19 protein-coding genes and 1 pseudogene are annotated in these 20770 nt (G+C 70.1%); 7 read left to right on the forward strand and 13 right to left on the reverse strand.

Going from position 1 to position 20770, the window contains the following annotated elements; translation table 11 throughout:
* Positions 1–12: 12 nt before the first annotated feature.
* The 3 genes from JGU66_09535 to JGU66_09545 form a co-directional block, all read right to left on the reverse strand.
* On the reverse strand, positions 13–351 hold the full coding sequence (locus JGU66_09535) for a hypothetical protein (GenBank protein ID MBJ6761005.1): 339 nt from the start codon (positions 349–351) through the stop codon (positions 13–15).
* 148 nt (positions 352–499) lie between these two features.
* The gene (locus JGU66_09540) at positions 500–1024 is read right to left on the reverse strand and encodes a hypothetical protein (GenBank protein ID MBJ6761006.1); all 525 of its coding nucleotides are present in this window, start codon (positions 1022–1024) and stop codon (positions 500–502) included.
* Between the two features lie 120 nt (positions 1025–1144).
* Positions 1145–2188 (reverse strand): hypothetical protein, encoded by a 1044-nt coding sequence (locus tag JGU66_09545; GenBank protein MBJ6761007.1) that lies wholly within the window; start codon positions 2186–2188, stop codon positions 1145–1147.
* A 109-nt stretch (positions 2189–2297) separates the two neighbouring features.
* Between JGU66_09545 and JGU66_09550 the strand changes: the two genes are divergently transcribed.
* Positions 2298–3086: a DUF2058 family protein gene (locus JGU66_09550; GenBank protein MBJ6761008.1), complete on the forward strand. Its 789-nt coding sequence runs from the start codon at positions 2298–2300 to the stop codon at positions 3084–3086.
* Between the two features lie 78 nt (positions 3087–3164).
* Here JGU66_09550 and JGU66_09555 read toward each other — a convergent pair whose 3' ends face one another.
* Complete coding sequence (locus JGU66_09555) at positions 3165–4346, reverse strand: acyl-CoA dehydrogenase family protein (protein ID MBJ6761009.1); 1182 nt, start codon at positions 4344–4346, stop codon at positions 3165–3167.
* 60 nt (positions 4347–4406) lie between these two features.
* On the opposite strand from JGU66_09555, the gene JGU66_09560 reads away from it, so the two are divergent.
* Positions 4407–5171 carry an SDR family oxidoreductase gene (locus JGU66_09560; protein MBJ6761010.1) on the forward strand — a complete coding sequence of 255 codons (765 nt, stop codon included), beginning with the start codon at positions 4407–4409 and terminating at the stop codon, positions 5169–5171.
* Positions 5172–5272: 101 nt separating this feature from the next.
* On the opposite strand, the gene JGU66_09565 is transcribed toward JGU66_09560, so the two are convergent.
* Together JGU66_09565 and JGU66_09570 are read right to left on the reverse strand one after the other, a co-directional pair.
* A complete protein-coding gene (locus JGU66_09565; GenBank protein MBJ6761011.1) occupies positions 5273–7108 on the reverse strand; it encodes a methyl-accepting chemotaxis protein in 1836 nt (611 codons plus the stop codon).
* Positions 7109–7283: 175 nt separating this feature from the next.
* A complete protein-coding gene (locus JGU66_09570; protein ID MBJ6761012.1) occupies positions 7284–8027 on the reverse strand; it encodes a serine/threonine-protein phosphatase in 744 nt (247 codons plus the stop codon).
* A 383-nt stretch (positions 8028–8410) separates the two neighbouring features.
* On the opposite strand from JGU66_09570, the gene JGU66_09575 reads away from it, so the two are divergent.
* Positions 8411–9382, forward strand: a complete 972-nt coding sequence (locus tag JGU66_09575; GenBank protein MBJ6761013.1) for a hypothetical protein — start codon at positions 8411–8413, stop codon at positions 9380–9382.
* Between the two features lie 377 nt (positions 9383–9759).
* Here JGU66_09575 and JGU66_09580 read toward each other — a convergent pair.
* From JGU66_09580 to JGU66_09590, 3 genes and pseudogenes are all read right to left on the reverse strand, one after another.
* Positions 9760–11016: pseudogene (locus tag JGU66_09580) on the reverse strand (hypothetical protein).
* 21 nt (positions 11017–11037) lie between these two features.
* Complete coding sequence (locus JGU66_09585) at positions 11038–11922, reverse strand: hypothetical protein (GenBank protein ID MBJ6761014.1); 885 nt, start codon at positions 11920–11922, stop codon at positions 11038–11040.
* Between the two features lie 160 nt (positions 11923–12082).
* Positions 12083–13207, reverse strand: a complete 1125-nt coding sequence (locus JGU66_09590; protein ID MBJ6761015.1) for an aminotransferase class I/II-fold pyridoxal phosphate-dependent enzyme — start codon at positions 13205–13207, stop codon at positions 12083–12085.
* Positions 13208–13372: 165 nt separating this feature from the next.
* Here JGU66_09590 and JGU66_09595 point away from each other — a divergent pair, with 165 nt between their 5' ends.
* A complete protein-coding gene (locus JGU66_09595; GenBank protein ID MBJ6761016.1) occupies positions 13373–13846 on the forward strand; it encodes a TlpA family protein disulfide reductase in 474 nt (157 codons plus the stop codon).
* A gap of 46 nt (positions 13847–13892) precedes the next feature.
* Positions 13893–14936, forward strand: coding sequence for an SDR family oxidoreductase (locus JGU66_09600; protein ID MBJ6761017.1), 1044 nt, complete (start codon positions 13893–13895; stop codon positions 14934–14936).
* 12 nt (positions 14937–14948) lie between these two features.
* Here JGU66_09600 and JGU66_09605 read toward each other — a convergent pair whose 3' ends face one another.
* Positions 14949–16058: a teichoic acid biosynthesis protein gene (locus JGU66_09605; protein MBJ6761018.1), complete on the reverse strand. Its 1110-nt coding sequence runs from the start codon at positions 16056–16058 to the stop codon at positions 14949–14951.
* Positions 16059–16129: 71 nt separating this feature from the next.
* Between JGU66_09605 and JGU66_09610 the strand changes: the two genes are divergently transcribed.
* Both JGU66_09610 and JGU66_09615 read left to right on the forward strand, forming a co-directional pair.
* Entirely contained in the window at positions 16130–16438 is a 309-nt protein-coding gene (locus tag JGU66_09610) for a hypothetical protein (protein MBJ6761019.1), read from the forward strand.
* 123 nt (positions 16439–16561) lie between these two features.
* Complete coding sequence (locus tag JGU66_09615) at positions 16562–17461, forward strand: LysR family transcriptional regulator (GenBank protein ID MBJ6761020.1); 900 nt, start codon at positions 16562–16564, stop codon at positions 17459–17461.
* Between the two features lie 49 nt (positions 17462–17510).
* Here the strand turns inward: JGU66_09615 and JGU66_09620 are convergent, their stop codons facing one another.
* From JGU66_09620 to JGU66_09630, 3 genes are read right to left on the reverse strand one after another with little or no spacing between them, the layout of a single operon-like run.
* On the reverse strand, positions 17511–18548 hold the full coding sequence (locus JGU66_09620; GenBank protein MBJ6761021.1) for a YARHG domain-containing protein: 1038 nt from the start codon (positions 18546–18548) through the stop codon (positions 17511–17513).
* A 27-nt stretch (positions 18549–18575) separates the two neighbouring features.
* Positions 18576–19892, reverse strand: coding sequence for a 16S rRNA (cytosine(967)-C(5))-methyltransferase RsmB (gene rsmB / locus JGU66_09625; protein ID MBJ6761022.1), 1317 nt, complete (start codon positions 19890–19892; stop codon positions 18576–18578).
* Positions 19889–20761, reverse strand: a complete 873-nt coding sequence (locus tag JGU66_09630; GenBank protein MBJ6761023.1) for a 3-dehydroquinate dehydratase — start codon at positions 20759–20761, stop codon at positions 19889–19891. The genes rsmB and JGU66_09630 overlap by 4 nt, the downstream gene beginning before the upstream one ends.
* Between the last annotated feature and the right edge of the window lie 9 nt (positions 20762–20770).

A 20770-nucleotide genomic window follows, 5' to 3' on the forward strand; every position in this document is an offset into this window, starting at 1 on the left:
AGCCCCCGGGGACTACTTCTTCTTGCCGCGCAGCGCGCGGACAATCTTGTCCTTGGTGGGGTTCGCGGCAGCCTTGGGCGCGGCCACCGTCGCCTTGGGGGCGGTGGCGCGAGCCTGAGCGGCGCGCGCGCGCATCGCCTTCATGAGCTGCATCTCGATGACGAGCAGCTCGTCCGCCAACTCCTCGTTGTTGCCCGCAGCGCGCGGGAGCGGCGCGCGGGTGCTGGAGGCACCAGCGCCATGCCGCATGCGCAGGGCCTTCTCCTCCTCGGCCGTCAGCGTGGTCGACTTCTCCAGCGCTGCCTTGACCTCCTTGGCCGTCACCGTGCTACTTCCGACCTTGCGCTCCATCTCCGCTCCCTTGCTTGTTCGCGCCTGAACACCCGAGCATGTCGGATGCGTCCGAGCCGCAACCGTCGAGGATTGTAGAGGACGCAAGAGGACGGTCAAATTTTCTTCCAACAGGTCGAAGCCACGCTGTAGCGACAGGTCTCGCACACTACAAGTGAAGGCCCAGACCCAGGTACAGGGAGCCCAACACCTGACGTTCCCCTGAGAACGGCTCTCCGCGCGCGGACACGTTCTGGTAGCGCGCCTCGGCGGACAGGAAGAGTTGCCCGCCCAGTTCCAGGCCCACGCCCGCGCTCAGCTCGGCCCCCATCTGGAGCACGCGGGGGGCCGCTGACTCGGACCGGGCGTGCGCGACCAGCAGGGTCGCCCCCAGCCCCAGGTAGGGGCGAATCGGCGCATCCCCCAGCGGCGCCCAGCGCAGGGGCAGGGGCGTGGCCTCGGTGAGCAGTCGGCAGGAGGACACATGCCCTCCCATCTCCAGCATCGAGCCGGACTTGCGGTAGGCCCAGCCCAGCCCCGCGCTGAGCCCCGAGACCTGGGTCCGCGAGGGCCCACGCAGCACGAAGCCCCCGACAGGCGCCAGGGTGAGGTCCACGCCCCGCTCCGAGGCCGCGCGCGCGGGCAGCGCCAGCAGCACACCACCGCAGAGCAGCAAGCCGGAGCGCCAGGACATGCCCCCGGCCAGAGCAAGCGCGAGGCCAGGGCGAGTCTCCCAGGAGACTCAAGCCTCTGGCCCGCTGCCTCGCGACGCCCGCCAGACCGCCGCGTCAGGGCAGCCAGGCGGGCACGCCGCTCAGTTTCCGTCGTCCTCGTCGGGCTGCTCGGCCCCTTCGCCGCCCGAGGCAGGAGTCCCCGTGGCGTCCCCGGGCTTGGAGCGCGGCATGCCGAAGTGGTCCAGCGCGTCCGCGATGCCCTGCGGCTTGTCCGCGTCCGGGAGGAAGTCCTGGGGCGGCTGGAGGCGAGGGTCCTGCCCCACCTCCGTCAGCGTGGACTCCAGCGTCATGCGCAGCTCGGCGGCCTCGGGCGTCTTCTCGGAGGGCACGCCGATGCGGCCATCCAGGCGCGCCTTCAGGACGACCGAGGTGTCCTTGTCCACCAACACCTCGCCATCCAGCGAGCGCGGCAGGCGGTGGGCGAAGAAGTTGGCGCGGCGCTTCGAGGTCTCGTCCACGCCGTTCTTGGGCGCGAACAGGGCCGGCAGCTTCTGCGCCGGGCCGGAATCGACAGAGGGCCCCAGGGACACGGTGTACTTCCAGGCCGTGCGCCCCTCGTAGGAGACGGTGCCCTCGGGCGTGAGCTTCATGCGGCCCTGGAAGAGGCTGTCGAAGTCGCGGATGGCGCCGGTCAGCTCCGTGCGGGTGCGCTCGGCCATGCCGCGGTCGCGCAGACGCTGGCGGAACGGGCCGTAGCGGTTCTTGGCGAAGACCTGCCCGCCTACCCGCATGACCTCGAGCCCCTGGTCTCGCGAGTTCTCCAGGACCCCGTCGAAGTCACCGCTGACGCCCCCGCGGCCGGCGCGGAAGGTGCGGGTCTCGGTGAGCTTCACCGGGTTGGCGCTGTTGGGGCCGCCCCACTCGTAGCTGACGGTGGCCTGGTAGCGATGGGGGCCGATTCGCTCGGTGACCTCGGCGGCGTCCATGCCGAGGATGCGGCGGGCGACCCGAGGGTTTTCCGCGACGTCTTCCGGAGGAAGGCTCTGCTGAGCGGACGCGACCACCTTGGGCGGGTCTTCCGGCGAGAAGATGCGGGCCTTGGCAGCCTTGTCGACCGGGTCGGTGCAGCCCACGGCGGCCAGCGCCAGGGCAAGGGTGACGGTGGACTGGGTGAACCGACTCACGACTCCTCCACAGCGGGACGGACGGCGGGAGCGGCAAGTTACGTGGCGCCTACAGGTGCGGCAAGCGATGGCTTGCATGCGGCCGTGCAAGGGATAGAACGCCCAACCCATGCAGAACCTGCGCGACAAGTTGTTGAAGGCGGGCCTTGTCTCCGAGGAGCAGGCCAAGAAGAGCGACGCGCCGTCCCAGACGAGCCGTCGCCCGGCGCCTTCCTCGGAGAGCCACGGGGCGCCCTCGGGCCGTCCCCCGGCCCGCCGCGACCGTGATGAGAACCGGACAGCCGGCGGCCCGCCCCGCCGCGAGGGTGGCGGTGGACCGCCGCGCCGCGACGGAGGCCGTCCCCCGTACCACGGAGGCTCGGGGGGCCGTCCCGCCGCCGCGACGACGGCGTCCGAGAAGCCCATCCCCAAGCTGCCCCCCATGCCGGGCTCCAAGGCCTACCAGCGCGCCGAGTCCAAGAAGCAGGTGGAGCTGGACCGCGCCCTCCGAGAGCTGGTGCTTGGAAACCAGGTGCCACTGGAGGCGGGCGAGACGGCGTTCTACTTCATGACCCGCAAGGGCAAGCTGCGCCGCCTGGAGCTGAGCCCCGCCCAGGCCAAGCAGCTCGAGGATGGCGAGCTGGGCGTCGTCGAGCGTCCGGAGCCCGCGCAGATCGAGCACTCGCTGGTGCCCGCGTCGTCGGCGACGCAGATGTACGCGCTGTCGAAGAAGTCGGTGCGCTTCCTCAACCGCAAGGAAGACCCCGTCGGCTTCATGAACGACGAGGAGCTCAAGGCCCGGCAGGACGCCGAGGCGGCTGGAACCGCCCCGGAGATTCCCGACGAGCCCGAGTCCACTGACGAGTCCAGTGAGTCGCCCGCGTCCGACGAGGACACCTCCGGCGGCAGCACCCCGTAAACCCACCCCTGCCCCCCGCTCCCCGAGCCCGCATGACGGACGCTCGGCGCGGGGGGTGGGCCTCCCGTCGCGTCCGCGTCAGTTGAACGCGTCGATGCCGGTGATGGCCTTGCCGAGCACCAACGTGTGCACCTCGTGGGTGCCCTCGTAGGTGAAGACGCTCTCCAGGTTGAGCATGTGCCGGATGGGCGGATAGTCGTCCGTGATGCCGTTGGCGCCGTAGATGCTCCGGGCCACGCGCGCGATGTCCAACGCGCTCTTCACGTTGTTGCGCTTGGCCAGGCTCACCATGACGGGCGTGCTCTTGCCCTCGTCCTTGAGCCGCGCGAGCCGCAGGCCCACGAGCTGCGCCTTGACGATCTCCTGGAGCATGTCCGCCAGCTTCTCCTGCGTGAGCTGGTAGCTGGCGATGGAGCGACCATCGAACTGGACGCGGGACTGCGCGTATTCGCGCGCGCCCTCGAAGCACGCGATGGCGGCCCCGGTGACGGCGAACGCGATGCCGAGGCGCGCGTTGTTCAGACACGACAGTGGCCCCTTGAGGCCCACCACGCCGGGCAGCACGTTGCTCGCGGGCACGCGCACATCCTGGAAGGACAGCTCGCTGGTGACGGAGGCGCGCAGGGAGAACTTGCCGGGGATCTCCCGAGCGGTGAAGCCCGGCATGCCCTTCTCCACCAGGAAGCCGCGCACGGACTCGGGGCCTCCGTCATCCGTCTTGGCCCAGACGATGGCCACGTCGGCGATGGCGCCGTTGGTGATCCACGCCTTGGAGCCATTGAGGACGTAGTGGTCGCCGTCCTTGCGCGCGCGGGTGCGCATGCCGCCCGGGTTCGAGCCGAAGTCGGACTCGGTGAGGCCGAAGCAGCCGATGCGCTCGCCGCGCGCCATGGCGGGCAGGAAGCGCTGCTTCTGCTCCTCGCTGCCGTAGGCATGGATGGGGAACATGCAGAGCGAGCCCTGCACCGACGCGAACGAGCGCAGTCCCGAGTCCCCTCGCTCCAGTTCCTGGAGGATGAGGCCGTAGGTGACCGTGTTCATGCCCGCGCAGCCATGGCCCTGGAGGTTGGCGCCCAACACGCCGAGTTCCGCCAGGCGCGGCACGAGGTGCGCGGGGAAGGTGCCCTCACGGAAGTGCTTCCCGATGATGGGCAGGACCTCGGCGTCGACGAAGCGGGCCACGGTGTCGCGCGCGGCCTTCTCCTCAGCGGACAGCAGGTCGTCGATCCGAAACAGGTCGGTGATGTCAGCGCGGGGCATGAGTGCGGTGCTTAACGTCGCGCTCCGACGTCGTCAAACGCCCGGGTATGCTGCGCGCCCATGGCTCCAGAGACGATGAAGACGGTGGTGGTGACGGGCGCCAGTCGAGGCATCGGTCGCGCGGTGGCGCTCACCTTCGCCCGCGCGGGATACGGCGTGTGGGCGCTCGCCCGCTCGGAGGAGGCGCTGAAGTCCTTGCGCGCCGAGGGCGGCGAGGCCATCCGCACGCGGGCCGTGGACGTGGCGGATGAGTCCGCGCTGCTGGCCGCCTGTCAGGCCATCCTGGCCACGGGAACGCCGCGTGTCCTGGTGAACAACGCGGGCATCACGGTGTCGGCGCCGCTGACGAAGACGCGGACCGAGGACCTGGCCAAGGTGATGGCCGTGAACGTGACGGCGCCCTTCATCCTCTGTCGCGAGCTGATGCCCGCGATGGCGTCGGCCGGTGGAGGCCGCGTCATCAACATCGGCTCCATCGCGGCCGTGCGCGGAGCGAAGTACACGTCCGCTTACTGCGCGTCCAAGCACGCCCTGCTGGGTCTCACGCGGGCGCTCGCGGTGGAGTACGCGCGCAAGCAGGTGACGGTGAACAACGTCAACCCGGGCTGGGTGGAGACGGACATGTTCGCCTCGGCGACCTCGGCCATCACCCAGTCCACGGGCCGCTCGCCCGAGCAGGCCCGCGAGGCGCTCGCGTCGATGAACGCCATGGGACGCATCATCCAGCCTGAAGAGGTCGCGGCGCTGTGCCTGTTCCTCGCCTCGGACGCGGCGGCCGGCATCACCGGCGCGGCCTACGCCATCGACGGCGGAGAAGTGGGCTGACGGCAAGCTCCGGAGGCGCGGACGAATCGCGCCTCAACTCCGAATGAGAAGCAGGGCCGCATCTCTCCGCGCGGACGGGAGAGGCGTTCCGCGCGCGTCGCTCACAGGCGGTACTGATTCACGATGGAGCTGACGTCATGCGACGCGGAGGTGAGGCGCGCGGCGGCGACGGCGCTCGTGGCCACGCGCTCGACGGTCTCGTCCGCGAGGGTCGTCAGGTCACTGAGCGCGGCGAAGAGCTCCGCGATGCCGGCGTCCTGCTGGCTCACCGTCTCCGCGATGCTGCGCACGGCCTGACTGTTGTTCTGGATGAGGGTGGCGAGCGCACGAAGGCTCTCCCCCGCGGCGCGGACCTGCTCCAGCCCGCCCTCCACCTCGCGAGAGCCGCCCTCGCTGGTCCGCACCGTCTCGGAGATGGCCTTGCCGATGTCCGCGAGGATGGTCTGCACGCGCGCCGTGGCACTGGCGGACTGGTCCGCGAGTGACCGCATCTGCCGAGCCACCACCGCGAAGGCGCGACCGGACTCGCCGCTGCGCGCCGCTTCGATGGCCGCGTTGAGCGCGAGCACGTTCGACTGGTCCGCCAGGTCCTTCACCGTCCCGGTGATGTCCCCCACCTGCCGCGTGCGCTGCTGAAGCCCCGTCACCGTGTTGAAGATGCGGTCGACATGCGAGCGGATGTGCGTGAGTCCCCCCACGCTGCCCGCCAGCGCGGACTCGCCCGCCTGCCCCAGCGCCCCGGCCTGCTCAGCCTCGCGGAGCACGCCCGTGGCGCGCTGCGCGGCGGCGCGAGAACTCTGCTGGAGGTTCTTCGCGGCGATCTGCGTCTGGTGGAGCGCGGCCGCCTGCCGAGTCACCGCGAGGTTCTGATCCGACGCGGACGTGGCCAGCTCCAACGCCGTGGCCTCCAGCTCCTGCGCCGAGCCGCGCAACGCCAGCAGCACCGAACGCAGCCGCGCCATCATCTCCGCGAACGAGGACGCGAGCTGTCCAATCTCGCCCGTCGAGCGCACGTCCAACGTGCGGCTGAAGTCCCCTTCCGCGACCACGCGCGCGGCGGCCTCTCGCAGCGCGCTCAGCGGAGCCATCACGCGGCGCACCAACAGGAAGATGACCACGCCCGCGATGGCCGCCGTCACACAGCCGAGCAGGACGATGAGCCCCAGCGTCGAGCGCAGCCGAGCCAGCTCCAGCTTCGCGCTCCGGGCCAGCACCAACTCGATGCCGTCACCCACCGCCACCCGAGTCACCCGCAGCGGCACCCCGGCCAACTCCAGCTCGCTCACCGAGGCACTCGCCTGCGCGGGCAGGTTGCCCAACAGCGCGTCCGGCGCGCCAGACGTGAAGGCATGCGCCACCAGCTTCGGCCCCAGATGAAGCACGGGCTCCACGCCCGCGCGCTGCTGATGCAGCCGGCGCAACAACGCGCTCCCGAGCTGGGTCCCCACCACGACGTGCCCCACCGTGCGCCCACCCTCCTCCACCGCCTGGGACACGGCCTGGTAGGGCTCGCCCGCGAACGTGATGAGCGCGAGCCCCTCGCGACGCAGAAGCTGTCCGAGCCCTGTCACCGCCCCATCCCGACTGCCCGCCAGCAGCGCGCCATCCGCGCCCGCCAGGAGCAGCACGTCCACGCCGAGCAAGTCTCGCTGTGCTCGCGCATGGGCCTGGAGCGTCTTCACCTCGGCCACGCCCCGCGTCAGCTCCGCGCGCAGCACCGGCCCCGCGGACGCGGCGCGAGCCACCGCCACGAGGGCCCGCTCCTCCTGCTCCTGCAAGGCGTTCCACGCCGCCTCGTCCTGCTCCAGGCTGGAGGCCAGCCCCGCGTTCATCCGCGAGCGCAGCGACATGCCCGTGAGCACGACGCTGCCCGCGGTGAGGACCAGGAAGACGAGGATGAAAGCCGCCGTCAAGCGCGCGGCGAGGCTGAGCGTCATATGCGACGGTGCTCGGGCTGGAAGTGAGACGCCAGAGGAGGGGGGAAGCGCAGACTATCCCGGAAGCGGAGAAATGTTGAGGGATGCACGCAGTCCCCGAGCACCCCGTCCGCGCACGGGCCCTCGCCACCCGGGCGGGTCCAGGACGACGACCCCGCAGCCTCCTCCCTGGGTCTCAGGCCTCCGGCACGCGCAGCACGACCGCGGTGATGTTGTCGCGTCCTCCCGCCTCGAAGGCCGCGCTCACCAGCGCATCACAGGCCTCTTGCGCGGTGGCGGCATGGAGGCGCGGCACCAACCCGTCCAGGCCCAGCGGCTCATAGAGACCATCCGAGCAGAGCAGGAACACGTCCCCGGTGCGCGCATCGAGCCGCTGGACCGTGGGCTCGGCGTTGTCCGTGCCCAGGGCCCGCGTGATGAGGTGCCGGAGATTCGCGGGTCCGCCGGGAGGCTCCATGCCCGCCGCGCGCAGCTCCTCGATGAGCGAGTGGTCCCGCGTGAGGGCCTCCAGCTTCCCATCGCGCAGGCGATACAGCCGACTGTCGCCCACGTGCACCACCGCGGCGCCATGCTCGCCCACCGCCAGCGCCACCACCGTGGAGGCCATCTCCCGGAGGCGCCCCACCCGTTGTGCAATCAAGTTGCGTTGGGCCAGCGCGGCGCACGCGGCCAACATGTTCTCCTCGCGACTCCTGCGAGGGTCCACCGCGTCCGGCCACGTCGCGTCCCGGTCCTTCTCCAGCCGCAGCCCGAGCCCCGCGAAGGTGTCCACCACGCAGCGGCTCGCCACCTCACCGCCCTCTTGACCGCCCAGCCCGTCCGCCACGACGAACAACCCCAGTTCCGGCAGGACACAGTAGGCATCCTCGTTGTGTGGCCGCCGGCCGACATGGGTCTGTCCCGCGCTGTCGATTCGCATGACTGCTGCCTCCTCGTTGCGCTCCCACCCAGCAAGCGGGAGGCCACCGACCGCATTCGCCCGGCCTGGGGACGCGGTCCCTGTTCCTGCCCTCCAAGACGCACCGATGCCATGTTCCTCCGACATGAGCGCCCCACCTGTCAGGAGTCGGACGATGGCGGCGCTCGGGCGTCTACACTCGCCCTCATGCGTGGGGGGAGCCCCCCAACATGTGTTCACGACCCAACGTTTCCCGCACCGCGTCGCGAGGAGAGGAGCACCGCTCCCATTCATCACACGCCGGGTCCCGGGCGCGCCATCACGCGTCGCGCCTAGCAACTTCCCCTCGCCCACGACGACAATCCGATGCGGCCCGTCTTGCGCGCCGCCACCGAGGTGACCGAATGAGCTCCGTCCGCCGACTGCCCTCCGGTATCGCCTCGCCCGCGACGCGATCCATCGCGGAGTACGAGGTCACGACCCCCATCCGCCACGAGCCGCCCGCGCCCGTCCCCGCGGTTCGCCATGGCTTCTCCGACGCCAGCGACTTCCAGGCCGGGGAGGATGACCTGGCGCCGCTGCTGGAGGGCCACGACGTGTCGGGCGCGACGGACGCGGGGCCTGGCGCCGACGCCATGGGACCGCCGCCCGCGGCCTCTCACCTGCTGGAGCATGCGCAGCTGCGCACCCTGGCGGGCATCAGCGACTTCGAGTCCTCGCGGCCTCGCTACGCGCAGGTTCTGGGCAGCCCCCAACCCTTGGCGGCGTCGCCCTCCCCGCTCCCGAGCTTCCGGCCCACGGCCATGCCTCCGCGCGAGGCTTATGCGAGCGAGCTGAACCCGCTCGACATCCTGTCCCCCGAAGCTGCTGCCTGGGAGTTGCAGAACCTGGACACCTCCACGCCCACCGTGGATGAGCCCGAGGATCTGCTCTTCATGCTGGAGCCGCCCGGCACCAGCGACCTGGACAGCCTCTCCATGGAGCTGGGGCTCGACGACCTCGATGACGAGTCCGGGTTCGAAGCCGAAGGCTCGCTCGACGCGAACGGCGAGACGCCTGACTTCCTCGCGGACGTCAACGACGTGTCCGCGCCGGAGCCCGAGTTCCTCGCGGACTCCACCGATGTCGCGGCTCCCGTCCAGGAGCCCATCGCGCAGGAGGCCGCGTTCGAAGCAGCCGCACCCATGGAGTCATCCGCGTCCTCCGCGATGGAGGAGTCACCGTCAGGGACTTTCGCGACCGAAGCGGCAGCGGTCATGACGGCGCAGCTATCCGAGGAGACTCACGCCGCCTCGCTCACGAAGACAGCGTCCGAAGCAAGTTCGCATCCCGCGCCCTCGAGCGCAGGGGACGAGGTCACGACTCGCGAGTCGTGAGGCACGAGCACGCTCGTCCCTCGTTCGGATGAGGCAGCGTCGCGCGAGCATTGGCCTGATGCGCGGGTCGTGCCGCGCTGCGAAGTCCCGTAGCGAGCGAGCCCTGAGTCTTGCGCTCCGCGACCTCAATGCTTGCGCGGCGGGTCATCGACTTGTGGCTCGGGCGTGTCTCCCCGGGCCGGCGGCTCCTTCTTCGGCGCAGGCTCGTTCTTCGTGTCGGAGTCCTGCCGCGCTGGGGGTTCCTTCTGGGCCGGAGGCTCCTTCTTCGGCGCGGGCTCGTTCTTCGTGTCGGAGTCCTGCCGCGCTGGGGGTTCCTTCTGGGCCGGAGGCTCCTTCTTCGGCGCGGGTGCCGGAGTCCCCGTGGAGTCGCGTTGCTTCTTCGCCTCGTCGACGTCCTGGGTCAGCCGGTTGATGTAGCGCGTGCGCTCCTCGCTCTGCCACTCGGCGGGCGAGAAGGCCGTGGGGACGTACTCGCGCGTGGTGTGCACCGGACCTCGCAACGTGGCCATCAGCTCGCGATCCGGATCCCCCGACTCCTTGAGCAAGAAGCCGTCCACGTCGCGCAACAGCAGCGGGAACGTGGGCGCTTCATCGATGATGAGCTTTCCAAAGACAGTCAGCTTCACCTCGTGCGAGCCCTCGGGCAGCTCCTCGTTGAAGGACACATAGGCAAAGGCCACACCGCTCTCGTCATCCAGTCTCCCCGACACGACATACCGTCCTGCCTTTCGGACCTGGATGCCGAGATAGAGCTGGAGTGAGCCGTTCTCGATCACCTCGCGCACCTTGCGGGTGAAGGTGGCCGGAGCCGCGGGCGTGTAGAGAATGTCGAAGAAGCTGGAGTCCTCCACCTGCCCCGAGCGCACGCGCACGTCCACGCGCAGCGTTCCCGAGTACAGCGGGAAGCCCTGGCGAGAGGGCTGGAAGCGCCCGGTGATGACGCCGTCTGCCGCCCGCGCATCGCCGTCCGCGCCATCATCCGCGAACGCGAGCGGCACGCCTTTCACGCCCCCCGAGCCCGGCACGTGCTCTGCTTCATGCGCGACGGCGGACACCACCTCGCAGGGGCGCGGCGTGTGGCGTTCGTCCTCGCAGGCCACGCTGAAGAGCACCGACTCATCGCCGACGACGAAGACCTTGTCTTGCTTGAGCCGCATCTGCACATCCGAGACGCTGTCTCCCGAACCGCTGCGGCTCACCAGTCGCCGCGTGCGCTCGGGCTCGGGCAACTCCATCTGGTCCGGATGCTCGCGGCTCGGACGCGAGTCGGGGGGATAGCGCGTGGCCGCGACATACGACTCGAGCGTGCGCTGGGCGCGCTCCAGGCGCGTCTCCCACAGCGCGCGGCGCTCCTCGCGCTCCCGCTCCTCCTGGCTCATCGCGGCCACGCTCGCAGCGGAGCCATTCGAGGAGGGTGGCCCCCCTCGCGTCGGAGCACCCGGGGAGGGGCGCTCGTCTCGCGAGGATGGGGCCGCATCGACGGGCGGCGAGGACTCAGACTCCGCGACAGCGCCGACTCCGCGGCTCCACCACACCACGGCCCCCAGGATTGCGAGCGCCAGTGGGAGGAACACGAGTCGCCAGCCGCCACCTCGCGACCGCGACGACGCGGAAACGGTGCCATCGGGAGTCATGGAGTCCTTCATGCCCGCGCGCTAGTAGGCGTACGTCACCATGTCCGCGCGGACCTTGGAGACAATGCCACCCCAGTTGCCGTTGGCGTAGTGGTTGACCGATTCGCCGTCGTCGCGGAAGTCCACGCTGTGGTTGGTCCACTTGGCGCGGCCATCGCTGCACGCGGCCGTGCCCGTGTTGAGCGTGCCGCCGCAGAACCAGTCACCCGGGTTGCAGTACGACCCCCCGGAGCTGCCAGACACGCCGCCCGTCGAGTGGTACGCGACGGCCTCGTCATCCTGCCCGGGGAGGATGCCCGAGTAGAGCGTGCCCTTCGCCGCCGCGAACATGTAGAGCCACACGTTGCGCGTGGTGTTGTGGTTGTACATGGCGCGCGCGGTGGTGGTGACCAGGTCGCTCACCAGCGGCTCGCTCACGGCCCACTCGCCCACGTCCGCCAGCTCGCTGCCGCCGCCCGCGCCCGAGGCCACGTCCACCCACCGGATGTTCCAGCCGGTCTGCGTGCTGCCATCCAGGTTGCCGCACACGCCGCTGGAGTTGGGAGACGCGTTCTTCTTCGTGCGCGTGGAGCCGCCGTAGAGCGACAGCGCGTAGCCGATCTGCAGGTCCCCCGCCGAGTGCGCGGCGATGTAGCACCAGTTGTCGCCGGTGCAGAAGCAGTCCAGCGCGTCGCGGATGCGGCCGTTCTCGTTGCCGACGCGCTGCGTGCCGTTCCAGTTCACCGCCTTCTTGTTCACTCCCGCTGCCGTGCTGGCCGGGCCCCAATAGCTGAAGTCGTTGTAGTTGCCGGCCTGAGTCCCGCCACCGTTTCGACCATGAATCCAGAGCGTGTAGTTGGTGGCAGCGGCTTCCGTGCCCACGAGCATCACCGCGGCAGCCACGGCCGCACCGAACAGCGTCTTCATGCGAGTGCCTCCTGCACAGCCTCTCAGGGGGAGAGAGGACAATCCGCCCGGTTGCCCTCCGGGCAAGGGGGACGCAGTCTAGGTCTCGCGTTTGAAGAAATCGAGAACGGGGAAAACTTGCTGCTCAAGGAAGAACCGACGCGGTGCGGCAAATGGCGGTTCAAGGGCGCGGCGGCTGCTGGATGAAGCGCTCCAGTCGCGCCAGCGCCTCGGGGAGGTTGTCGCGGCCCAAGCCCAGCCGGAAGTGATTGCCGGGAAAGTCATACACCTCGCCCGGCAGGAGCAGGACGCCCTCGCGCTCGACGAGCCGTTCGATGAAACGCGACACGGGCTCGCTTCCGAGCAGGCGCGGGAACGCGACGCTGCCCGCGCGCGGACGCACCCAGTGGAAGGTCTGCGGGTGGCGCGCGAAGAAGGCATCCAGCAACGCGAGGTTGCGAGTGAGCAGCGCGCGGCTTCGTGCGAGGACCTGCTCCTTCGCGCGCAGTGCCATCAACGCGAGCACCTCGCTGGGGGCGCTGTTGCAGATGGTCGTGTAGTCCTTGTAGGCCATGAGGCGCTGCATCAGCGCCGCGTCCTTGGACGCAAGCCAGCCGACGCGCAGGCCCGCGAGGCCGAACGCCTTGGACATGACGCCCAGGCTGAGTCCGCGCGTGAAGCGCGTCGCGGCGGCGGGCAGCAGGTCGCGCGGCTCGTACTCCAGCAGCCGGTAGACCTCGTCGGACAGGAGGTAGATGCCGCGCTCCTCCGCGAGCGCGCACAGCGCCTCGAACGTGGCCGCGTCCGGCAGCGCGCCCGTGGGGTTGTGGGGGAAGTTGACGACGATGAGCCGCGTGTTCGGGCGCAGCTCGCGGCGCAGCGCCTCCACATCCAACGCCCAGCCGTTCTCCTCGCGCAGCGCGTGCAGCGTCACCTCGGCGCCGGTGGCGCGCGCCACCTCGTGCAGGGACTGGTAGCCCGGCCACGTGACGACGACGTGGCTGCCCGGCCCGAGCAGCACGTTCATCAAGATGAAGACAGCTTCCTGGGCGCCCGCGAAGGTGAGCACGTCGCCTGCGGACAGACCGGGATAGAGCCCGGCGATGGCCTCGCGCAGGGCAGGCAGGCCGGTGGACTCCGTGTAGCCGAGCGTCAATCCCTCCCATCGAGCGAGCGAGTCCGGGTCCGCGAGCGCCAGCAAGTCCTTCTGCCGCCAGCCCTCGATGTCCGACGAGCACAGCAGGTAGGGCGCGGCGAACTCCCAGCGCGCGAAGTACCGCTCCAGCTTGAAGTCGGGGATGTGCATGACGCGGCCAGCTCTCTTGGGGTCGGCCCTCCCGCCAGGGGAGGGGCTGCTTGGATGTGGCGCCGACCGGACGGGCGAGCGACGGGTGGACGTGCCCGGGAAAGCCTGCGCCCCCCATGCATAGCTTGAGTCGCGTCCTCCTGAAGCCCTTTCGGCGGAGTCCGCATGCCCACGCTCAACATCCCCCTCACGCTGCTCGACCCGGATGGCGGATGGGTGAATGCCCCGGTCCATGTCTCGGAACTCGACGGGCTGCCCGTCCTGCTCCACTTCTGGTCCATGGACTGCTCGGACTGCGCCAAGCAGTTCGACACGGTGAGTCAGTGGATGGAGGAGTTCGGTCCTCGGGGCCTGCGCGTCATCGGCGTGGACGTCACCCACTCGGCCCGCGAGCTGCGTGACACCAACGCCGTGGAGGCGTTCGCGCGAAAGCAGGGCCTGCACTACCCCATCGCGGTGGATGACGGCTCCATGGCCCGCGCCTACGACGTCCGCGAGCATCCCGCGTTCCTCGTGTTCGACGCGGAGTCGCGTCGGCTGCGCCACGTCTTCACCGGCCCCTCCGCGCTCCAGCGAGTCCGGCCCGTGCTGGAGCGCTACACGCAATACGAGCGCTCGGCCGCGGCGCCGCCTCCCTGAGTCCACACGGAGGCGCCTCTCCACCTCGCCACCGACGGAGTCCGACATGACCACGCGACGTCGCTCGCTCAGCTCTGGACAGGCCCTCGTGGCCGTGGCCGCCGTGGGCCTGGGATGGTTCCTGCGAATGCGGCGGGCCGCGCGCCTGCGCTTCGACTTCCACGGGCGCACGGTGCTGATCACCGGGGGCACTCGGGGCCTGGGGCTCGTGCTCGCGCGACAGTTCCTCAGCGAGGGCGCGCGAGTCGCCATCTGTGGCCGCGATGTCGCGACGCTGGAGCGGGCGCGCGAGGAGCTGGCGCGGTCCGGAGGCCAGGTGCTCGCCGTGACGTGTGACGTGCGCGACCAGGTTCAAGTGGAGGCCCTGGTGGCGCGCGTGCACGAGCGGTTCGGCGCGATTGACGTGCTGGTGAACAACGCGGGCATCATCCAGGTGGGCCCGCTGGAGTCCCTGTCCCTGGAGGACTTCCGCGAGGCCATGGACACGCACCTGTGGGCATCGCTGTACACGACGCTCACCGTGCTCGGCGAGATGAAGCGCCGGGGCCGCGGGCGCATCGTCAACATCGCCTCGCTGGGTGGAAAGGTGGCGGTGCCCCACCTCGCGTCCTACTGCGCGAGCAAGTTCGCGCAGGTGGGCCTGTCCGATGCGCTGCGCGCGGAGCTGGCCCAGGATGGCATCGTGGTGACGACGGTGTGCCCAGGTCTCATGCGCACCGGGAGCCCGCGAAACGCCGCGTTCAAGGGCGACCACGCGCGCGAGTACGCCTGGTTCGCCGTGGGCGACGCGCTCGCGGGCCTCTCTCTCCGTGCCGAGCGCGCGGCCCGGCTCATCGTGGAAGCGTGCCGGCGCGGAGACGCGGAGGTGCGGCTGGGGTTCCCCGCGAAGGCGGCGGTGCTTGCCTCGGCGCTGGCGCCCCGCGCTTCGGCTCGCGTGCTGGAGGCCGTCAATCACTGGCTGCCGCAGGGCAGCAGCCAGGACCGCTTCAAAGGCAGCCAGAGCGAGACGCGGCTCACCCGCTCCTGGCTCACCCGACTGAGCCGGCGCGCCGCCCAGCGCAACAACGAGGGCGGCGTGCCCACCCACTGAGGGGCAGCGGACTCAGTCCTGTCCGTCCATCTCGGCCATCTCCATGCGCCAGTGGCCGCGGTGCTCGTAGGCGCGCTCCAATTGCTCGCGCAGGGCGGCAATCATTCGCGTGTTGCCGTCCTGCTCGTAGCCGGCGAGGGCCTCCTGGCACTTCGGCACGCGCCGGAGGAACTCATTCAGCGCGTCCACGGTGAGGGCTTTCACATACATGCCGTAGCCCAGCCGCTCCAGGTACAAGGCATTGAGGACCTGCTCGAACTGGCCGCCCACCGGCAGGCTCAGCATCGGCTTGCGCAGGTACACCGCCTCGCTCATGAGGGTGTAGCCCCCGCCCGCCACCACCGCGCGCGCCGTGCGCAGGTCGTTGATGAAGCCCGCCTCGCTGAAGGGCCGGTAGGTGAGATTGCCATCCACCCAGTCCTCGGTGAGGTCGCGCCGCAGCCCATAGACGCGACACGGGACGCCGGACTGCTTGAGAATCTCTGGCAGCGCCGTGTTGGTCGTCGCCGTCTGGTACACGAGCAGGTGCTCGCCGGGCTCGGACTTCGCCGCCAGGATGTCCGGCCGGAGGATGGAAGGCGCCAGCGTGGTGCGGCGCTTGCGCAGCTCCGGATAGAAGAACGTCGTCACCAGGTAGTGGAAGGCCCCGGGCAGCTTCGCCTTCACGATGGCGCGCGTCGCCTCGAAGCTGTCCTCGTGCCCCGCCAGCAGCATCGGGTCATGCTTGCAGCGGTTGATGACCTGCATGTTGTCCACGCTGATGACGGGCAGCCGGTGGTTCTTCGCCACCAGATAGCTGAACGTCTCGAAGTCGCTCACCACGACGTCGGGGCGGAACTCCTCCACCAGCTCGAAGTACTGGCGCACGTTCTGCGGCCAGCCCTTCACCGCGCCGGACAGGTTCTGCAGCACCGTCTGCCACTTCTTCACCGAGTTGCCTTCATAGGCAATGGTGAGGCCCCAGATGCCGTGCACGTTCTGGAAGCGCTTGGCCAGGTAGTCCTGCGCCCGGCCGGACACGACGATGTGGACCTCGTGCTCCTTCGTCAGCTCCTCGAGCAGCACACGCGAGCGCGTCGCATGGCCCATCCCCTCGCCGACGACTCCATACAGGATTCGCATGGGCGCGGAGCATACGCGGGACACCTGCCCCGTTGCCCTTGCCTCGCCGCCCGGCTATAGCGCGCGCGTCCATGCCCTCGGCCACTTCCAGGGTCTCCGGTGTCCTGCGCGCGGCCGTCCTCGGCCTTGCCGCGGGCCTGATGCTCGGCGGCGTGGGCCTCTTGGTGGTGGGCGTGCGCGGCGTCTTCGGCTCGCCCGACTGCACGGACCTCACCGCCCCCGAGTGCCAGCTCCTCAGCGAGTCCGCCCGCGACCTGGGCCGGCTCCAGACACTCTCTGGCGGAGCGCTCATCGCGCTCGGCGCCGCCCTCATCGTCCTGGCCCGCGGCCGGGCCCCCCTTCCCCCGAATGAACCCCCTTCGACCTTGACGCCCACGTGAGCCGTCCTTCGGGTGCTGAACGGCCGGACAGGCCAGGCACCCCGCTGTCGGATTTTCAGCGCGAGGAAGGTTCACTAATTACTTGTGGCCCAGTCATTAGGTTTGAGGGTAGGAGACGGCCTTATGCAGCTCGAATCCCTGAAGATGTTCTGTGACGTCGTGGAGACCGGCTCGTTCTCTCGCGCGGCGCAGCTCAACCACGTGACGCAGTCCGCGGTGAGCCAGCAGATCCGCGCGCTGGAGAACCGGTATGAGCAGAAGCTGCTGTCGCGCAGCGCTCGGCAGGTGACGCCGACGCCGGCGGGCGAGCGACTGTTCCGGGGATGCAAGGAGATCCTCGCGCGCTTCGCGGAGGTGGAGCAGGAGATTCGCGAGCAGGCCACCGAGGTGCAGGGCGCGACCACCGTGTCCACCATCTACTCGGTGGGTCTGCATGAGCTGAACCAGGTGCAGAAGCAGCTGTTGAAGACGCACCCCAAGGTGAACATGCGCCTGAACTACCGGCGCAATGATCAGGTCTACGACGACGTGATTCTGGGAGCGGCGGAGATTGGCATCGTCGCCTATCCGCAGCCGCGCGCGGGCGTGGACATCCACCCGTTCCGCGACGACAAGCTCGCGGTGGTGTGCGCGCCCAACCACGCCTTCGCCAGCAAGGCCAAGGTGAGCGTCACGGCGCTGTCGGGCGTGCCCTTCATCGCGTTCGACCGCGAGGCCCCCACGCGCAAGGCGCTGGACCGCCTGTTCCGCGAGAAGAACATCGACATCACGCCGGTGATGGAGATGGACAACGTGGAGACCATCAAGCGGGCCGTGGAGATGGGCCTGGGCGTAGCCATCCTCCCGGTCTCCACCGCGCAGTCGGAGATCAAGCAGGGCACCCTGGTGGCCAAGCCGTTCGCGGAAGGGCCCGTGTCCCGCCCCATCGGACTGCTCATCCGCAAGGGCAAGTACCTGGACCGCGCGTCCGCGGCGGTGCTGGAGGCCTTCAAGCAGGCCTCACAGCTCCCCGTGGAAGACTGACTTCTTCGCTGCTCTTTTGTGCCGCCCTCACGGGGCGGCGGTGGCCTTATCAGGCCACGTCTGTCGCTGGGTCGATGAGCCAATCCTCGTCCTTGAGGGGCCCACCGAACTCGTTCTCCACCGAGCGGATGAGGTTGACGTTGCGCTGATCATTCTCGGTCAGCCGCGCGTCGGTGTACGTCGGGTCCAGCTTGTACCAGCCCATCTCCGCGAAGTGCGCCTGGAGGACCTTGCTCTTGAAGGGCCGTCCGCGCCGCGCGTAGATGGTGTTGCGGAGCAGGCGCAGGTCGCGCAGCGACAGCTGGCGCAGCTCCGTGACACTCAGCACCCGCTCCAACGACTGCTGCGAGGTCTCCAGCTTGCCCGAGTCGCTCGCGTAGCCCCCGAGCGCGCGGCTCAACAGGCCCAGCTCGATGCGCGCCTCCGCCGTCAGCTTGGCGTCCGTGTACTTCGGATCCGGGCGGTACCAGTGCTCGGCCTTGTAGTGGCACGCCATGGACTCGCCCGTCTCGCAGCGCATCTCCACGCAGGGCAGGTCCTCGTTGAGCGGCTCCTGGGGCTCGTCGCAGCCCTTCACATGCCGGCCATCCTTGAGGACCCACTCGTAGACGTCGTTCCACGTCTTGCCGGCGCGGGCGTAGACGTCGTTCTGCATCCAGCGCAGCTCGCGCTCGGAATAGGACTGCTCGCGCACGGCGATGAAGTGCACGTTCTTGCGGTCCGCGTCGGACAGGCGCTTGTACGTGAACTTCGGGTCGGCCTTGAACCACGGCTGCTGGAAGAAGTGCTCCTTCAGCCAGGGCTTGCGGTAACCCGCCCAGCCGTAGCGGGCGAAGATGGTGTTGCGCAGGATGGCCAGCTCGCGCAGCGACTTGCCGTCCAGCAGCCCGTCCTTGCATGTCACCCGCGGCGCGGTGTCCACCGGGACGATCTCGCAGGGCATGACCGACTCGGAGTAGCCCGGGATGCTGGCCGCGGGCGCCGGCACGTAGGCGTCCGGAGCCGGCTTGTTCTTCTGGGCCCACGCGGACGGGGCCCAGAGGGCCAGCGCCAGGGCGGGCACGACGAGGGAGCGCGCGACACTCATGGAGACGGCCTCTCGCGGGAAGACAGGTCAGTAGAGCTTGCGCAGGCGCGCGGCGAAGAATCCATCGAATCCCTCCGGGCCTGGCAGGGTGCGCAGCCACGCCTGCGCCAGCGGCAGCTTGAGGCCCGGGAGCACCGGCGGCTCCGCGGTCCACTCCGGATGGCTGCGCAGGAACATGTCCACCTGGTCCTGCCCTTCCTGCGGCTCGGGGGTGCACACCGCGTACACCAGCAGCCCGCCGGGCGGCACCGCCTCCTGGCAGTTCTCCAGGATGCGACGCTGGAGGGTGGCCAGCCGCGCCACGTCCGACTCCTGTCGGCGGTAGCGCAGCTCCGGGTGACGGCGCAGCGTGCCCAGACCGGAGCACGGCGCGTCCACCATCACCGCGTCGAAGGTGCCCCACGCTTCGGGGAAGGGCTCGGAGGCGTCGTGCGCATGCGCCTTCAGTCGCGACAGGAGGCCCAGGCGCTTCGCCTCGGACTCAATCTTGCGCAGCTTGTGGGCGTGCAGGTCGACCGCCACCACGTCGTGTGACTCGGCCTGATGGCAGGCCTTGCCGCCGGGCGCCGCGCACGCATCCAGCACGCGGGCGGACTCGGGGAGGGCGCCGTAGACGCCCACGAGCTGCGCGGCCTCGTCCTGCACCTGCCAGAGGCCCTCCGCGTAGCCGTACACGTCCTCCACGCGCCCCACGGGCGGCAGCACGATGCCCACGGGGGACATGTCCGTGGCGCGCGCCTCCACGCCCTGCTCGCGAAACTGGGCCAGCAGCGCGTCGCGCGTCACCTTGGAGGTGTTGGCGCGCACCACCACGGCGGGGGCCTGGTTGTCGGCCACCAGCATGGCCTCGGCGCGCTCACGGCCGAACTGCCGCACCCAGCGCTCCACCAGCCAGCGCGGGTGACTCTCGCGCACGGACAGGTACTGCACGGGGTCGGACGGGGACGGCAGGGGCGCCGAGGGCAGCTCGGACAGCTTGCGGAGGATGGCGTTGGTGAAGCCCGCCGCGCGCGCGAGGCCCACGTCCTTGAGGGCCTGCACCGTCTCCGCCACCGCCGCGCGCGCGGGCACGCGGGTGTGGAAGAGCTGGTAGGCCCCCACGCGCAGGGCCGCGAGGACCTTGTCCTCCAGGGCGTCCAGCTTGCGGTCCGCGAAGCGCGCGATGGCGTAGTCCAGCGCCATCTGCCGGCGCGTGGCGCCGTAGCACAGCTCCGTCGCGAGCGCCGCGTCGCGCGGGTCCTTGAGCGGCGACTCGGACAGCAGCGTGTCCAGCACCACGTTGAGGTACGCGTCCGTCGCGCGCACGCGCGCGAGCACCAGGATCGACAGGGCGCGAGCGTTCATCCTTCTTCCAACCGGGTCATCAGGTCCACGAGTTGCTCATCCCTCAAGCGCGTCGCCGCTACCGTGGAGAGGGTGAGACTCTGAAGGATGTCCTCCAGCAGCTCGCGGTGGCCACTCTCGGCGGGGGCGCCGCGCTGGAGCTGTTGATACTGCGTCCGCGCCCAGGTGGCCAGCTCCGCGGCGCTCAGCATGCCCGACAGCCGGTCGGCGATCTTCCGACGCACCTCGGCCCGGGTCAGGTAGCCCGGCGGCACCTCGGCGCCCTTCGTCCCGCGCCCCAGCGTCTTGCCCGCCCGCGCCCCCGGAGGAGCGCTGTCCACGGCGGCCTTGCGGCCCAGCGTCTTGCCCTTCGTCGCGTCGGCGGGACGGGCCGGCGGGGCCTTGGTCCCCGCGGCCCCCGCCTTGCGTCCGAGCGTCTTGCCCACCGGCGCATCGACGGGCTCGCGCTTCCCGCCCGTCGGGGTGAAGACGCCGCTCGCGAACGTCTCCAGGGCCTGGAGGTAGGGCTCGAAGCCACGCGAGCCCTCGACCACCATCGCGCACGCCTCGGCGACCACGGACTCGCGCGCCGGCGGCTTGAGCTGCACCGCGATGGCGGGCACGCCCACCAGCTCCAGCGCCTCCTTCAGCGGATACGAGCCGAAGAGGCTCGTGGGGTTGATGACGATGCCCGCCACGGCCTGGCGCTCGGCGTGAATCGTGTCGAGCAGGACGCCCTCATGGTTCGACTGCACGACCTTCAGCGTCTGGCCCAGCGCCCGGGCCTTCTCGCGCAGCGCCGCCTCCAGGTCCGACAGCCGTCCCCCCGCCACGTCCTCACGCTCGCCCTGGAGGGGGAGGTTCGGCCCGAGCAACACCAGCAAGGTCATCGACATCCG

This window comes from Myxococcaceae bacterium JPH2 (genome assembly GCA_016458225.1).
Classification (GTDB): domain Bacteria; phylum Myxococcota; class Myxococcia; order Myxococcales; family Myxococcaceae; genus Citreicoccus.